The sequence below is a fragment of the Croceitalea sp. MTPC5 genome, from assembly GCF_036985505.1.
Taxonomy (GTDB): domain Bacteria; phylum Bacteroidota; class Bacteroidia; order Flavobacteriales; family Flavobacteriaceae; genus Croceitalea.
In genome coordinates, this window is the sequence record NZ_BTGQ01000001.1 from 558,070 (window position 1) to 574,445 (window position 16,376).

Consider the following 16,376-nt stretch of genomic DNA (forward strand, 5'->3'; position numbering starts at 1 on the left):
TCGACTTCGTTCAGTGTAAACTATAGTCGAGAGGTTATATAATAAGGTCTCGACCGCAGTCGGTCTGACAATACGAAATGACGACACTTACATTTTTAAAGCGAAATATAACGGCCTCTAGGATATTTCACTTGAAACGAAAAGCTCTCCGTTTTGGTTTCTTGGGGTTGTAGTTCCATTTTCCAAGTAAGCAATCCTTTCTTTACATCGTAATCTGCAGTATTCGTTACAATATCGGTTACTTTTATTTCTTTTTGCTGTGATTTGGGAATACGATCCAGTAATTTCAAGTCAATGGCTATTCCTTTATTGTTTTTGACCTCTAAATTGTAGGTACGATCCAAAATACGGTTACTTCCGGTAAAGGATTTACTCTTAAAGTTACGCTCTTGTTCTCGGGTAACGGTAATATTCGGGTCGATACCCAAAGAAAGTATCATTTCTTTTTTTGTGGTATAGGGGTCTAATACGGTCTTACCTGCATAAGTACCCTCAAAATAGATGTTGGCCTCTCCAGGTAAAAGTTGGTGTTGCTCCCAATTGCTAAAACTAGCCGTTAGAAATACATTTTCATTGATAATAGGGGCCGCAAAGTACTCGTAGGTCGCTGGTAATCTGAAAGTATTGATCTCAATTGCGGTAATATCGTTATCGGAAGGGATGGAATATGATTTTTTGATGGCAAATTCCGTTTTGGTGGCCCCTTCGTTAGAAGTACTCTTTTTGGTGGTAATGACTACAACACCGTTACTCCCTCGAGTTCCATAGATTGCAGATGCTTCTTCACCTACCACTATTTTCTTAGATTGAATTTCATTTTCATCAAGATCTCCCTCTTCAAAATGAGCAGAAGGAATGCCATCTATGATGTATAGAGGTCGTAATACTTTTTGGATGTTAGATTTCTTCTTTAAATCTATACCAGGTGTTTTACCTCGAAGTACCTTTTCAGAACCAATGCTACTTACGGAATAGCCAAGCGATCTTTTCTCACTTCTTATCCCTTGAGCTATTACAACCACTTCATCTAATGTTGAGGTATCTTCTTCTAATCTAATATTCATGACAGAAGAATAAATAGGTAACTCTTTGGTCATAAAACCGATATAAGAAATTATTAGTTCTTGTCCTTTTTCTGAATTCAATTTAAATGAGCCATCAAAATCGGTCCGAGTTGTTTTTGATGTTCCTTTAATTTTTACACTTGCACCAGGTAAAGCTGCACCACTTGCATCCGTCACCATACCGATTATCTGCTTTACCATTGGATTGTATAGATACTTAGATTTTTTCTTTATAGAAATAGGCTTTGTTTTGTGCTGGTTTGTAAAGTTTAGATACTTAGGCCCTAAATTAGGTTTTGTAATATTGAATTCTGGATTTCCCGTAGATAGCATTAGTTTTATATTATTCCAGTCCTGACCAGTTTTTTGATAAACATGAGCTTTATAGGCCAGATTTAACGGGGTGTTCATCATATTGGATTTGATGTCGTAGTTTGGAATCCAACCCGCATCGTTCACTAAATATTTCAAGGTCAATGATAGCTTTATAGCAACAGGAACGTCAACTTTTAAAGTAAGTTCTCCCTGTGCTTTTTCAGGAGTATTATTGAATTCAGCCATCTGTTTTTGTATAGCACGTATTTTTTCATTTAGCTTATTGATCTTTAAATGGGCTTCAAAGACTTCGTTTTTGATAGTAGTAATACGCTCTCTGTAATACGTACTAACTTGTATTATTTTTTCCAAATCGATTCCTTTCAATCTAGAGTTCACGGTTCTATTTTCTTTAATCACTTTTTCTTCTTCTTCAAGTCCGGAAATAATATTCCTATACCTTGAAAGTTCCATTTCATATGCTTCTATTTTGTCTTGAAGCCTTTCAATTTCAGGGCTATTTTTTTGCACACTCAAATAATTGATGTCATAGGCAATGGACAGAATGGAAACGGCATTGAGTCCAGAGACTTGAATGCTACTTTCATCAATTTTATGGGAAAGCCCTGTGAACACTACTTCATTGGAACCTTCTTTCAAAAGGCAGGTAGCCGTTCGGGTGATTTCAGCGCCGCTTAAATACACGGTGACCTTCTTGATTTCAGAAGGAATTTTTAGGTCATTGGCCAAAAGAAGGCCGGGAATAAGAAATACGAATACTATTAGATTTTTCATGAGGGTCAGTTTAGAATTTAAACCAAACTTCCATTTAAAAACTTGTTTTGAAAATTAACAATGATCAATCGTGCCTATTGGGCTAGGGAAGGGGTGATTTGAATTAGTCAGCCCAAAAATTTAGCCTGTAGCTCGGGGGTGGGAATCATACAGGCATCTTTTCGGCCAAACCATTGATAGCGGTAACGGGCCACGAAATCGTAAATGCCATTACGAATTGGTGTAGGCAGCCATTTAAATACGGAAAACAATGTCCAAAGGCCACCAAATTCACTACTGATCTCTAATATAGCATCAGACTTGGTGTAATACGAAACTCCGGGTTCTACCAAGATAATGGAATCGGTCTTCGAAGTATCAATACCCCGTTCGGCAATCATTTGTTCCCCAATCGCACTTTGTAAGGGTGCATACCGAAAGGTGTCTTTTTTATCGCGCTTGATGACAAATTGAATAGCGCCGTTGCAGAGGTTACAGACCCCATCAAAAAGGATTATTTTTTTGCCTTCTTCCACGTTGTAAAGATACCACTGGGTATGCGGAAAGCCTATTTTTTAGGAAGGATTTAAGAATCTAGGGCCATGGGTTCTTTTAAAGGTTATTTGATAATGATACAAATAATTACAATTGCCTATTCAGAAACCCCGTAAAAAGCACCTCCATATTACCCAGGAGTACTTGATATTCTTCAGATTGGGTAAGTGTTTTTAAAGCCTCTTGATTGCCACTCAAAACGACGAGGCTGTCCATCACACAAGGCACTTTTTGTTCCTCTTCCTTTTGAACCACTAAATTGGCCTGAATGGTTCCGCCATAGAAAAGTTCTACAGAATGGGAAGCAGCCAATTCGGTTACACTCTCCCAAAATGAAGCGGATCTGGGAGCCGAACCAAAGTATTGTAGCAGATAGTTGGTTTTACCATCAAGCGGCTTCTCCGTTAGTTGGTGCATCTTCGAAAAACCAAAGGAAAACTTTTGAAGGGCCTTGTTCCGTAGGAGACTGCTTAGCTGGAATACCTTGTTTTCTACCAAGTTCTTGAAATGATGGCCTGAAGGGTAGCGCACTATAAGCAGGGTATCGCGTTCGTTGACCCCATTCTCAGGTAGGGTGGCGGTTAGTTGGCCTTTAAAAACAGCTTGGGCGCCATTGGCACGGGCAATTTTACCAGCTATCTTAGTATATAGTGCATAGAGCCATGGTCGTTTGCAATAGAACCAATTGATGGCATATATGGGATTTTCCAAATCAGCGGTTTCGTCCACTCCGCGAATCAAAATCTTTGTGGTAGCTGAAATCCCACATTCGATGTTAGGTTGGTTTGTCATGTAGTCTGTTTTATAAGCGTAACGGGTTGCCCTGAAAAGGCCGCATTGCCGGTAACTGGGTCCATTCTTGAATTGTCGGTGATATCGTTTAAGCTAACTCCCGCATGTTTGGAAGCTACCTGTAATCGGGTCCCTTTGCGATGATGTCCAAATCCATGGGGGATACTGACCACCCCGGGCATGATATTAGGGGTGATTTCCGCGGCTATCTGCAACTGTCCCGTTCGGGATTGCACCAAAACGGTGTCATTTTTCAAAATGTTCAATCGCGTGGCATCATCTGGATGTAGCATAACGGTACATCGATTCTTTCCGGTCATTAAAGAGGGGCTGTTGTGCATCCAAGAGTTATTGCTACGCAGATGCCTTCTGCCTATCAGTAAAAATTCGTTTTCCTTTACCTTTTCCACCCTTTTTTCGGGCAGTGCTTCTAAAAGTTGGGTAAAGGGCTTTACAAAAACTTCATGGTCCAATTCAATCTTTCCGCTTTTGGTCAACAAAACTTGGGGGATTTGGGAATGAAGCGGTCCAAGATCCAAACCATGGGGATTTCGCTTTAATTTCCCAAGGGTAAGGCCGGTAAACCATCTTTTGGGATGTGACAAGCGGCCGTAGGGGCCAAGTTGCAGCCCTAAATTAAGCAGTCGTTCCGGAGAAAGTCGTTTCAATATCCAAGGAAGTTTTTTGGGCGATGCTTTTTCAAAGCGTAGGAGCAAGGCTTTGGCAATTTGCCAATCATAACGTTGTTCTTTGGAAATGGGAAACAGTGGTTTGGAAAACTTCGCGGTATTATGTACTGCAAACAAGTTAAAGATCAAATCGTAATGTGGAACTTCCAAATGGGAAGCGGGCGGCAAAATGATATCGGCATGAGCACTGGTCTCATTGATAAAGATATCAATGGATACCATAAAGTCCAGTTCTTGCAAGCCTTTTTCCAATTCCTTGCCATTGGGGGTTGCCAATACGGGATTACCCGCATGCGTAATCAATGCCCGTATCTTACCCTTTCCAGGGGTTTGTAGTTCTTCGGCCATGACCGATACGGGGAACTCGCCTTGAAACTCGGGTTTTTGACTGACCCTACTATGCCAACGCCCATGTTTTTTCTTGAAATGCTTTTCCTTAATCAACGGAACGGCCGGATTGGGGAACAGTGTAGTGCCCGGTCTATCAAAATGGCCACTTAAGATGTTGATGGATTGCATCAACCAGTGGCACAGCCCGCCATGTTCTTGTGTTGACATGCCCATTCGTCCATACAACACCGCTTTGGGTGTGTCGGCGTACTCTAGGGCCAGGCGTTCCAGAACACTGGAGGGAATTCCAGTCAAGGATGCAATTTGAGTAGCATCGGCATTTTCAACCAAATTCAGAATGGTGTCTTCCCCTTTAAGAAAGGGTTGAAGCCTACCGGGATTGATTTTTTCATGTGTAATAAGCACTTTTAGAAAACCGATAAGAAAATAAATGTCCGCTCCGGGCCGGATAAAGAGGTGTTCGCTGGCCAAACGGGAGGTTTCTGTTTTTCTCGGGTCCAAAGTAATTACTTTTCCACCTCTGTTTTTTATCGCTTTTAAGCGTTGGGTCACCCCAGCCGCACTCATAATGCTGCCATTGGAAGCTGCAGGATTGGCCCCGATCAAAATCATATAATCCGTATGGTCAATGTCTGGTATCGGAATACGGAGGGAATGCCCAAAAAGGTAATACGCCATGACATGATGGGGCAACTGATCCATTGAGGTAGGGGTGAAGACATTGTGTGTCCCCAGAATACGCTTGAGCTCATTGGTATAGAACAATATACCCATATTATGAACCGTGGGGTTGCCAAAGTAAAGTCCAACAGCATTTTCACCATGCGCTTTCCTAATGTTGTTAATGCGCCGGCCCACTTCATCAAAAGCTTCTTCCCACGAGATTGGATCCCAACCCCCTTCTTTGTTCTTCTTTACTGGGGTTTTTAATCGATCCGGACTTTCATGAAGCTCTTGAATGTGTGCGCCTTTGGGGCATATACTCCCTTTACTGAAGGGGTCTTTTTCATCGCCTTTGACACTGATAATCGTATCACCTTCATGCGCTATTTCAAGACCACACATGGCCTCACAGAGGTTGCATACGCGATAATGGTTTTTTATGGCCATACTTTAGACAATTATGGTTCTAAGCTAATCAAAACCAAAAGCCCGAACAAATGAATTTATGGTCAGTAATAGCTATAGCAATTTCAAACGGATAGACTGGGCACCCGTCTGAATGACGAATTTGGGAAGGCAGGCGAGACCTTTTTCCGTTGAAGATCTTAAGGAGACCGCTATTGATTTATTGGTCTTTAAGCCAAACCTAAAAAGTATTTAAAATGCCATCTGTAACATAGCAAAGTAGTCTTGATTTCTCTGGTGGTACTAATCAAAATAAACTATTTCGCGCTCTTGGATCTCGATGGCTTTCTTATCTTGATATTTGATTCTTTTAATCCAATTCCGTTCTGAATCGTACACATAATCGTACTTAAATTCTTCCGTATTTTGGCTGCTTAAGGTTCTTTTATAGCTAACGTCCCCATTTTCATTATATTGAAATTTAGTCTCGGTAAAAAGCGTCCAAGGCTTAAAGTTGAATTGGGATTCCCTCACTACACGACCGCTCCCATCATACATATAATCTATGGATAATAATTTGTCGCCTTGCGGATTGTATTTCTCTTTATGGATTTTATTCTCCTGCTGATCATAAATGATGACCTCTTTTGGGATGGTGTCATTGGTATGGCCAAACTCCGTCATTTCAACTTGATTTTCCTTTTTCCGATATGTCCGTTTGCCCAAAATATTTTTTCTGATATCGTAGATGACCTCAGAACGTCGTTGGCCATTTGAATCGACAACTATTTCTACCGATTGGTATATCTTGTCCCCATCCGTTAAATAAAGCCTGTTCTTGAATCCTTTTTCATTATATTCAGAAATCGTTTGATAGTGGCCTCCATCATACAACACTTCGTTTCCATCCTCATTATAGGCATAAATAAAAGTGTTTTTCTTTTCCCCTTTTTCAATCCCTTCGCCATTAAGGATAGGTTCGTAGTAATGGGATATGGTCTTTTCTACTTTACCTTTTAAATTTTTCTTGGCGAGGTCATTGTGCTGAAATGCTACGGCGCTTTGCAGACAAAAAGTGAGCAAACAACCAATGAGAACGGTTGATTTTTTGGTCATGGGTGTGTTGTATTGGTTTGTACCTAAATGAAGTTCCAATAATTATGCCGATTTCTTAAGATACTTATCTTAAAACGAACAATGCCATCTTGTCAAAGCCACCAAGCACTACAGCGAATTTAAAAAACCGTTTAAATCAGTTTCCTTATCAAGACCCAATTTCTTTTTGAGTCGGTATTTTGACTTTAAGATACTGTCCGGTAGTACATTTAAAGTGGCGGCAATTTCTTTGGTGGTCAAACTCATGCGTAAAAATGCCGCAAGGCGGATTTCCTTTTCAGAAATATCAGCAGAAAGGGTTTTCAATTTTTGGTCAAAGTCATTGTGTACCTCTGCGAAATAGGTTTTAAAAACTTCCCAATCCTTGTCAGAGGCATTCTCTTTTTTAAGTAGCATTACGATTCGCCGAAACTCCGTTTTAAATTTATCGGGTGAGTTTTTTACATTCTCTAGATTTTCCATCAACTCTTGAATAAAGGTATTTTTCTGTACCAAATGCAGTGTTTGACTGGCTAGCTCTTTTTGTTTATGCTCAATTTCATTTTTCAGGATTTCTTCTTGTTTTTGGCGGGCGATACGGTTCTTTTTGATTCGTTGGCGATACCCAAAAACCGAGAGGCCAAAGAGGGCTAGGGCGGAGGCCATTCCACCGGCATACAAGCCTTTTTGCAGGTTATCCGCCCTGGCTTTTTCATTTAGCGTATTGATTTCTTCTTTTTGTAAAGCTATTGCAGCCTCTTTTTTTTCGGTTTCATAGATTGTTTTTAATTCTTCTACTTGCCTAATCTTTTCGACTGAACTTATACTGTCTTGAATAGCAAATGACTCCCTTAGGAAACTCATGGCATTTTTATGATCACCTCCCTTTTCGAGTATTTCAGATTTTACATTGTAGAGATCTCGGAGGGTAATAACTACTCCGCTACCAGTTCCAATATCTATGGCTTTATTAATATTTCTAAGAGCGATTTGAAGATTACCTCTTTGTAAGTTTAATTGGCTTAACCCTTCAAATGATTGAATGGCTTGTATAGTAAGCTGCTCTTTGGTCGCAATATTATTTGCTTCGTTCAAGGCATTTTCTGCTTCATTCAATTTTCCTTTTTGGATTAAAATCTGGCCGTAATCATTTAAGGCGCTTGATAAGGATCCTTTTAGATTGAATTTTCTTGAAAGATCAATTCCCGTGAGATAAAAGCTTTCAGCCTTAACTAAATTGCCTTGTGACAAATAAACAGCTCCAATTGAAATTATGGTATTCGCTTCATAAATATTATCATCATTTTTTTTATAAAGCTCTATTGCTTTGCTATAATAATCTATAGCAGATGTAAGATGATTTAATTTAGTCTCTATATCACCTATTTGTTTATAAGTATCTGCTGTTCTTAGTTCATCCTTAATCTTTTCAAAATAACCGAGTGCAACAATAGATTCTTTGAGTGCGAGATTTAAATCTCCTTTTTCAAAATAGCATGAACCAATAGATAAGTGAGAAGAGGCAAGAAATTGACTTTTATAAGGTTCATCTTTTATGTTTCTTTCAATTTCTACGATGCTATTTATAAAAATTTCAAGTGCACTTTCGTAGTCACCCTGAGATTTATAAATGTCTCCTAAAGTAAAATTGACAAATATTAATCCACGAGACTTATTGTTTTTCTCAAAGGATTTTTTTGCCAATTGGTAATGATATAGTGCAGTGTCGTTCATACTTTTATTGTAGAAATAATCTCCGATATGCAAATTTCCCAGGCCATAAGCAAATTCCGAACCCGTTTTGTTGTAAATATCAATCTCTTGCTCAGCATATTTTTTTGCTACTTCTGGTTTGGAAAACATAAGATTCTCGTGAAGCATAGTCAGTAAAACGACCTTTACAGAATCATTAGTAGATACTTTTTGTAATTCTGTTTTTAAGCTATCAATATACTTTTGATTTTGGCTATAGGTGAGAACGAATTGAAGTAAGCTAAAAAAAAGTAGTGCCAATTTAGTTTTCATAAACGTTATGTGTTATTGGATCAAGGTACTAAATAGAACCGCACTATTAAAACCTAAATGATGCGGTTCTAATTCAATTGTCCATGAAAAGTCCATAAATTATATGGCGGGAACAAGGTCGTGTATAGTCGTCTAAACATTGATTTCAGTGACTTTGTCTAAAAATAAGGACATATTAAAATTGTGACTTGTCCATAGCAAGATTTGTTAAAATCCATACAGGCTGTCCATACTTTGTCCATGGACAAAATTAGGTCTGAGGTCGGTCTGCTTCTAGTTTTGGGGTGTTGAATCTTAAAAACCAAGAAATTATGAAAACAAATCAATCACAATTAAAAATTACCTTAAGGGTCTTGTCTATTATGATTTTATTCATCATTGTTGGCTGTAGTAGCGATGATTCTATGGAACCTGTTGGAGGTTCGGATGATGATGGACCCGTCGGGGAAGAATCCATCAGTGAGGTTATAGCCAATCTTTCTTACGATCCCGACGAGCTTTTAGGAGTTGTAGGTTCAGGAAGCACTACCAGTCAAAAAGTACCAACGAATACCGTGGATGCCCCTCCCGAATTTGAAAACAATGTCACAACAAATTGTACGACAACGACTTATAGTTTAGAAACGAATTTTGAGGATATTGCCATTTTGAAACCGAATGCAGGTATCATTTGGCCAGGGGCATTGGTGAAAATTGATAATGACCTTCGTGGTGGACTTCCCACTCCAGTAACATTGGGCAGGGCACCTGTTGATTTGAGGGTAGATTTACCAGGTATTGGAGAAAATGGTAATGTAGCTGTAGACAACCCTACTTTTAATTCTGTAGATGCTGGTATTGATACGGCGCTGGAATGGTGGAATGCCAATGCCTACGATGAAGGTTACGTAAATGAAGGAAGTTCATTTACAAGCGAGAAGACGGCTTATAGTTCAAAGCAAGTAAGTTTGGAATTGGGAATTAATATTGAATGGGCCTCATCTGACTTTAGCTCACAACTCAATTTTCAAAGCACTAAAGAAAGAAGGGTCGCCAATATGGTATTCAAACAAGTGTTCTATACAGTATCCATGGTTCCACCGGCCTCACCCACCGCAGTGTTCAATGAAAATTTGAGCTCGCAAGATGTAGCTTCGACTTTTAGTTCGAGTGCACCTCCGGGATACATACAATCAGTGAGCTATGGAAGAATCATCATGTTCCGATTGGAAACCAATTATGAATCAACTGATGTTCAGCTAGAAGCTGCCTTAGGATATGCCGCAGGAAAAAACAATAGCATTGAAGTGGAGAGCGAAGCAACATTGAAGAGTATTTTGGCCAACTCCAGTATTACAACGGTGGTCATAGGTGGTAATGCCGAAGTGGCAACAGAGGCGGTTACAGCCCGTGACTTTGGAGATTTGGCGCCAATCATACAAGGGTCCAATGCGGTGTACAGCAGAGATAATCCCGGATCCCCCATTTCGTATACGGTACGTTTCTTAAAAGACAATACCATTGCCAAGATGGGGTATACGGATAATTACCAGGCTGAAATTTGCAGTAGTGAAGGTATTCAGCATAGAACGGTTGATTTTATCAATGATACCGGTCGTGATTTTAGGTTCGCATTGAGTTATGAGAATGAGCTGCAGGGGTCAGGTGGCTCCATTACCAAAGATGATTTGGATAAAACGGAAAATGCTGGTCTTTGGGTGGATAGCACTACCAGTGGTTCAATTAAAACCATACAACCACCCAATGGGGCATATAACATCAGAATATGGGTGCAAGATGATGATGAAGCTGATATTTATCAATACGATATAGGGGATACTACTAGCAGCAGTAATAGTTGTCACCGAGCTACTACTGGATTTTTAGGATGTTGCCTAGAAATACAGCGGGTTACCTGTCAGTAAGAAGAAATCATATTGGTAGCAGTCGGCCGCTCAGGTTGTAGATTCAACAACCTGATGCCGGCTGTTTATTTTTTATCTCACTTTTAATGTATGCTATCGATAGCCTTATTTAGAAGACTCAATGTAGCGGCAATTCCATCTTCTTCCGAAAGACCGTCACCTTCGTATTCAATACCGATATGCCCTTTGAAATCCGAATCTTTTACAATCTTCAACATTCTATAGAAATCGGTATGGATTTCATTCCCTTGCTCATCAAAATGATGTGATTTTGCACTTACCCCTTTGGCATAGGGCATTAACTCAGCCATGCCTTTATAGCGATCATACTCATCGAGGCAACCATCCGGTCCACGTTCGATACAGAAATTACCAAAATCGGGAAGGGTGCCTACATTATCCATATTTACTTGGGCCATAACCCCGGCCAACCAAGTTCCATTTGAGGAGTATCCTCCATGATTTTCAACGATAACATTAATCCCTTGGGTAGCGCCATACTTGCCCAATTGCGTGAGCCCATCAACGGCATTTGCAGCTACTTCTTCCGCAGTTCCTTCTCCCGCCGCATTGACACGAATGGAATGAGCACCTAAAAACTTAGCGATATCCACCCATTTAAAGTGATTTTCTACTGCATGTTTTCTAGTTTCTGCATCCGCATCCCCAAGGTTACCCAATGCATCGCACATGATCAATCCAACGGAAACACCTGCTTCTTCACATCGCTTTTTAAAATCGTCCCAAAAGGCCTGATCATCGACTTTTCCGTAGTAAAAAGTGTTTACCAATTCAATGGAGTTGACGCCGAATTCGGCGGCCATCTTTGGAAAATCCCTTGGGTCGGCATCCCCCAATAAGATGTCATCAGGTGATTCTTGCAACGTTTTTACAAACCATTCCCAATATCCCTCTTTCTTTGGCCCCAAAAATGCCCTGTGAAATGACCACTGGGCAAGTGAAATTTGAATGTCAGGTGTTTTCGATGCTGCTTCTTGGGTCGTTTCGGTCATTTCATTCGATTCGGAATCAGGTGCCGACTTCGTACGGCAAGAGATGATGAAAATGATACTTAATAGGGTAATGATCGTGCTTTGTTTCATGAAGAAATGATTTAAGGGTTGGTCACCGATTATGAAATACGGTTTTCTGTATTTCTGTTAAAAATAATAAGTTCCCAACAGAATTTGGTTATGATTTAAGAGGTAATTGTCCTAAAAGAAGCAATGTTCATTTTTTGGCTTCGACCAAATCCAATTGCTCCACGCTTACATTCGTGGTAAATAGGCCATAGTTGACTACGGCTTTATTTTTTTCCAACTTATCAATGGTTCCTACAGCTTTTCCGTCAAAGAGGCGCACTCGGTCACCGACTTTGAAAACAGGTCTTGGTTTCGCCTTTTCAGCTTGAGCCGCTTTTTTCTTGTTGATGACCTTTTCTTTACGGACCTTGACTATTTTTTGTTCCAGCTCATTGGCAACCTGCTTCTTTTGTGCCTTTTTGGCCTTTGCCTGCTTCGCGGTGGTCTTTTTGCGTTTGCTATTTTCAGTTTCCACAATACGCAACAACTCAGATATCAACGGCCGCTTTTTATTGTCCAAAAAGTACTTTTCGGCGGCATCGTTCAATTTATTGCCCAAATATATCATGCGCTGGTTGTGGTCATACTGCTCTTGGTAGTTCTCCAACTTCGATTTGACCTTGGCGTTAAGCGCTTCCAATTTTTTGGCCTCTTCCCGGGCCTTGGTTTCCTCATCTTGCAAACGGGAACCCGTTTTGGCCATTTTACTACGTTCTTGTTGTAGTTTTGAAATGGTCGCATCAAAACGGACCTTGCCGCGGTCAATCTTTTTTTTGGCCTTATTAATCAGTGAGTAGGGGATTCCATTTTTCTGTGCTACCTCAAAGGTAAATGAGCTGCCTGCTTCACCCAAAATCAATTGAAAAGTAGGCTGTAGGGTCTTATTGTCAAAACGCATGTTCGCATTGGCGGCATGTGGTAGTTCATTGGCCAAAAGCTTTAAATTGGCGTAATGCGTCGTAATGACGCCATATGCGCCCCTTTCGTAAAAGACCTCTAAAAAACTCTCGGCCAGGGCACCCCCTAATTCCGGGTCTGAACCCGTGCCAAATTCGTCTATCAAAAAAAGTGTTTTGTCGTTGCACTTTTTCAAGAACTGATTCATGTTCTTTAGACGGTAACTGTAGGTGCTTAAATGGTTTTCAATGGATTGGTTGTCGCCAATATCAGTTAGGATCTTCTCAAAAAAACACACCTTACTCCGTTCATGTACCGGAATCAACAAACCGCTTTGTAACATGACTTGTAACAGCCCGATAGTCTTCAACGTAATGCTTTTGCCCCCCGCATTCGGCCCCGAAATGACAATGATTCGATTTTTAGGATGCAACTCAATGGTCTGGGGCCATGTCTTTTCCTTTTTTGACTTATTGCTTAAATATAAGAGTGGATGGTAGGCATCACGCAATACTAAATGACGTTTTTCAGATAGTTCAGGAAGGATAGCATTGAGTTCTTCAGCATACTTTGCCTTAGCAGAAGTGATGTCAATATGGGTAAAATAGTGCTGGTAATTGGATAACAATTCTTGATAGGGCCTGATCTCGTTGGTCAGCGCGTTTAGTATCCTTTGGATCTCCTCTTTTTCCTCAAACTCAAGGTTACTGAGTTCTTGACTGAATTGCAAGGTGGTCTCAGGAACGATATAAACGATGCTTCCTGTTTTTGAGGCACCCATTACGGTACCCCGTACTTTCTTACGATACATGGCCTTTACCGCTAAAACCCTTCTATTATCCACAACCGATTCACGAATCTCATCTAAAAAATCAGCCGTCTGATAGCGGGTCATGGCTGCATTAAAGCTTTGGTTGATCTTACCACGTACTTGGTTGATCTGGTGACGGATATGTTTCAAATCCAAAGAAGCATCATCGCGGATCTCACCAAACTTATCAATGATATTGTCAATACTATTGGGAATGGTAAGGTTCTCTTCAAACAATTCGGCATACGCGAAGAGTAGGGGATAATAGTCTTTAAACTTTTTGAAGAATTTTTTATGCACCGTCACCTGCCTACACAACGCCCCTATCCTTCTAAAACCGGAAAGCTCTAAAGTCGTGTTTTCGATGTTCAATAACTTCAATTCTTTGGTAATCGCATCAAAACCGTGATTGGGGATCCTGTTATCATTCGCAAAAGATGCCAGGTATTCCGACGTTTGTCCTAAAACGGTCAGCAAGGACCCTTGGTCAGCTAAGGGCATTAAATGAAGTACTTCCTCTTTACCCAACTCTGTATTACATCGGGCCTTTAGTTGCTCCAATACGGTAGGGAACTCTAAGTCTTGAAGTGTTTTTGTGTTTATCTGCTGCATTTTCTTTTTCTAGCGCTGGCAAAGATACGTATTCTGACAGCTTACCATTTATACGGTATGCATGCGTTTTTAGCCGGTATATTCAGATAACAGCTTATCTAAGGCCTCCACGACCTGTTCGGCATCCGTTTTCGTAAAACACAAGGGAGGTTTGGTTTTTAGCACACTGTCATCCGGACCATCGGTACTAATGAGGATATGTCTTTGGCGAAGGCCATTTTTTAGATATTGTGCAAGTTTATGGTGGGTATTGGTAGTACCGGCATGAACAATATCGATTCCTAAAAAAAGTCCTGAACCTCTTACATCACCAATGGTCTTGTGTTTTTTTTGTAGCGCTGTAAGCATCTCTTTGTAGTAATCGCCAACAGCTTTGGCATTTTGTTGCAGGCCTTCTTCTGCTATGACCTCTAAAACCGATAGACCAACGGCGCATGATACGGGATTCCCTCCAAAAGAACTAAAGAACTCCACGCCTTTTTCAAAGGAAGCCGCTATTTCATCCGTCGTCACTACAGCGCCGATAGGGTGGCCATTGCCCATAGGTTTGCCTAAAATCACCATATCAGGGATGACACCATGCATTTCAAAACCCCAAAAATGATCACCCAATCTTCCAAATCCCGTTTGTACTTCATCACTGATACAGATTCCACCTTGCTCCCTAATCATAGGGTAGACTTTTTTTAAATAATCAGGTGCCAAAGGTATTTGACCCCCACAGCCAACGATAGGTTCGGCAATAAAGGCGGCAATCTGTTCGGTGTTTTTGGCAATCAAGCTTTTGAAATCATCCGCATAATGCGCTCCCGCTCCAGAACCAGTATAGGCACCCCGAAAAGTATCCGGAAGCTTGGTTTTTATAATATAATCTTTCTGTCCTTGCCCTTTGGCGCTATTGAATTTGTAATCGCTTATATCAATGGAAATTTGGGTGTTGCCATGATAACCATGTTCGACAACACAAATCTTTTCCTTTTTGGTATGGGCTTTTGCCATTCGAATGGCAAGGTCACTGGCCGCACTTCCAGAATTGACAAAGAAGACCTTATTCAATGATTTGGGGAACTTGGAAAGCAATTTTTCGGCATACTCCGGTAATAAGTCATAGAGATAGCGGGTATTGGTATTCAATACTGACATTTGTTTTTGGGCAGCCGCCACGACTTTCGGATGACAATGGCCTACATGCGGAATATTATTGTAAGCGTCCAAAAATGTATTCCCCTCTTGATCATACATGTATTGAAACGCGGAACCAGACATAGGGATAGGTTTCATATAACTGACTGATAAAATAGAGCTCAGGTGCTTTTGCCTGCGTTTCAAAAGGTCATCCGTAGTACCCTTTTTTTGGTTTTTAAATCCAACCGTACTTCTGAATTCTTGATTCACCATTACTGGATTCAACTTAATCCATCGGTATAGCATAGCCCACGCATTTTCTTCACTAACAGCTACATAACTGTTTTCTGGATGCATCCTTTTGGCATAGGCAGCATTACAAACACTGGTACAAAGCCGTGCGGCAATCAAATAATACAATAGGGCTATTTCATCCTCTTTAAGGGGTACACTATCATGATATCCTTGAAGAACCGAACAAGCCCATACCAAAGGGTTATCTTTATCATAAGCGATATAGGTCATGGCAATGGCAACCTCATTGACCAATGGGGCGTAAGTCAGATCTCCGAAGTCAATGATTCCGGAAACACGTGCTCCTTTTAAGAGTAGATTCCATTCGTTCGCATCATTGTGAATGACTTGTTTGCGAAGCACCGGTAAAAAGGGGGCTACATGAATCTCATATTGTTGGAAAAAATAATGGACTAGGCTTCGATTTCGTCGATTTTCAATGAACGGTAAAAACTTTTTGTTCAAATGAAAGTGCTGTAGATCCCACTCCCAGGTGCGTGCCTTTAACACATAATCATCAAACTTTTCGAGTTGTATATCCATTTTTCCCAAGAACGTTCCAATCGATTTGGCGATTGTTTTAGCGATGGTCACATCACCCACGAAAGTACCTTCTAGAAAAGACAACAGCCTTATAATATTCTTTTTGCCATCAATGACGACCACCTTGAGGTAATTTGAATCCAATAGTGGAATAGGAACTGGGTAATCGCCGGTATTCGTTTTGGCCAAGTGCAAAAGAACGGTATTCTCAGCAGTAAGTATATCCCATAAAGGCTTTGTGTACTGGTATGTTTTAAAAATAAAACGATTGGTATTATTTACCACCAAGTAGTTGGCATTGGCATAGCCCACCAATTTTTTGATTTCCGGTGCCTGAAAACCATATTCCCCTTGTAGCACTTCTTTTAAACCCAAAGCAG

The 16,376-nt window shown here is 40.5% G+C and carries 10 protein-coding genes; 1 reads left to right on the forward strand and 9 read right to left on the reverse strand.

Features of this window, described 5'->3' with window-relative positions; genetic code table 11:
• Positions 1 to 95: 95 nt before the first annotated feature.
• From AACM45_RS02540 to AACM45_RS02565, 6 genes are all read right to left on the reverse strand, one after another.
• Positions 96 to 2,174, reverse strand: a complete 2,079-nt coding sequence (locus AACM45_RS02540; RefSeq protein WP_339140531.1) for a mucoidy inhibitor MuiA family protein — start codon at positions 2,172 to 2,174, stop codon at positions 96 to 98.
• Positions 2,175 to 2,281: 107 nt separating this feature from the next.
• A complete protein-coding gene (locus tag AACM45_RS02545) occupies positions 2,282 to 2,689 on the reverse strand; it encodes a thiol-disulfide oxidoreductase DCC family protein (RefSeq protein WP_339140533.1) in 408 nt (135 codons plus the stop codon).
• Positions 2,690 to 2,795: 106 nt separating this feature from the next.
• Positions 2,796 to 3,500: a hypothetical protein gene (locus AACM45_RS02550; protein ID WP_339140535.1), complete on the reverse strand. Its 705-nt coding sequence runs from the start codon at positions 3,498 to 3,500 to the stop codon at positions 2,796 to 2,798.
• Positions 3,497 to 5,650, reverse strand: a complete 2,154-nt coding sequence (locus tag AACM45_RS02555) for a molybdopterin oxidoreductase family protein (protein WP_339140537.1) — start codon at positions 5,648 to 5,650, stop codon at positions 3,497 to 3,499. Before AACM45_RS02555 ends, AACM45_RS02550 begins: the two co-directional genes overlap by 4 nt.
• Positions 5,651 to 5,911: 261 nt before the next feature.
• A complete protein-coding gene (locus AACM45_RS02560; protein ID WP_339140539.1) occupies positions 5,912 to 6,724 on the reverse strand; it encodes a hypothetical protein in 813 nt (270 codons plus the stop codon).
• Between the two features lie 108 nt (positions 6,725 to 6,832).
• Positions 6,833 to 8,728 carry a tetratricopeptide repeat protein gene (locus AACM45_RS02565; protein ID WP_339140542.1) on the reverse strand — a complete coding sequence of 632 codons (1,896 nt, stop codon included), beginning with the start codon at positions 8,726 to 8,728 and terminating at the stop codon, positions 6,833 to 6,835.
• Between the two features lie 311 nt (positions 8,729 to 9,039).
• Between AACM45_RS02565 and AACM45_RS02570 the strand changes: the two genes are divergently transcribed.
• On the forward strand, positions 9,040 to 10,632 hold the full coding sequence (locus tag AACM45_RS02570) for a thiol-activated cytolysin family protein (protein WP_339140544.1): 1,593 nt from the start codon (positions 9,040 to 9,042) through the stop codon (positions 10,630 to 10,632).
• A gap of 83 nt (positions 10,633 to 10,715) precedes the next feature.
• Here AACM45_RS02570 and AACM45_RS02575 read toward each other — a convergent pair whose 3' ends face one another.
• The 3 genes from AACM45_RS02575 to AACM45_RS02585 form a co-directional block, all read right to left on the reverse strand.
• Positions 10,716 to 11,735: a sugar phosphate isomerase/epimerase family protein gene (locus AACM45_RS02575; protein ID WP_339140546.1), complete on the reverse strand. Its 1,020-nt coding sequence runs from the start codon at positions 11,733 to 11,735 to the stop codon at positions 10,716 to 10,718.
• Positions 11,736 to 11,862: 127 nt separating this feature from the next.
• The gene (locus tag AACM45_RS02580) at positions 11,863 to 14,034 is read right to left on the reverse strand and encodes an endonuclease MutS2 (RefSeq protein WP_339140548.1); all 2,172 of its coding nucleotides are present in this window, start codon (positions 14,032 to 14,034) and stop codon (positions 11,863 to 11,865) included.
• A gap of 69 nt (positions 14,035 to 14,103) precedes the next feature.
• Positions 14,104 to 16,371, reverse strand: a complete 2,268-nt coding sequence (locus AACM45_RS02585) for an aminotransferase class III-fold pyridoxal phosphate-dependent enzyme (protein ID WP_339140550.1) — start codon at positions 16,369 to 16,371, stop codon at positions 14,104 to 14,106.
• Positions 16,372 to 16,376: the final 5 nt, after the last annotated feature.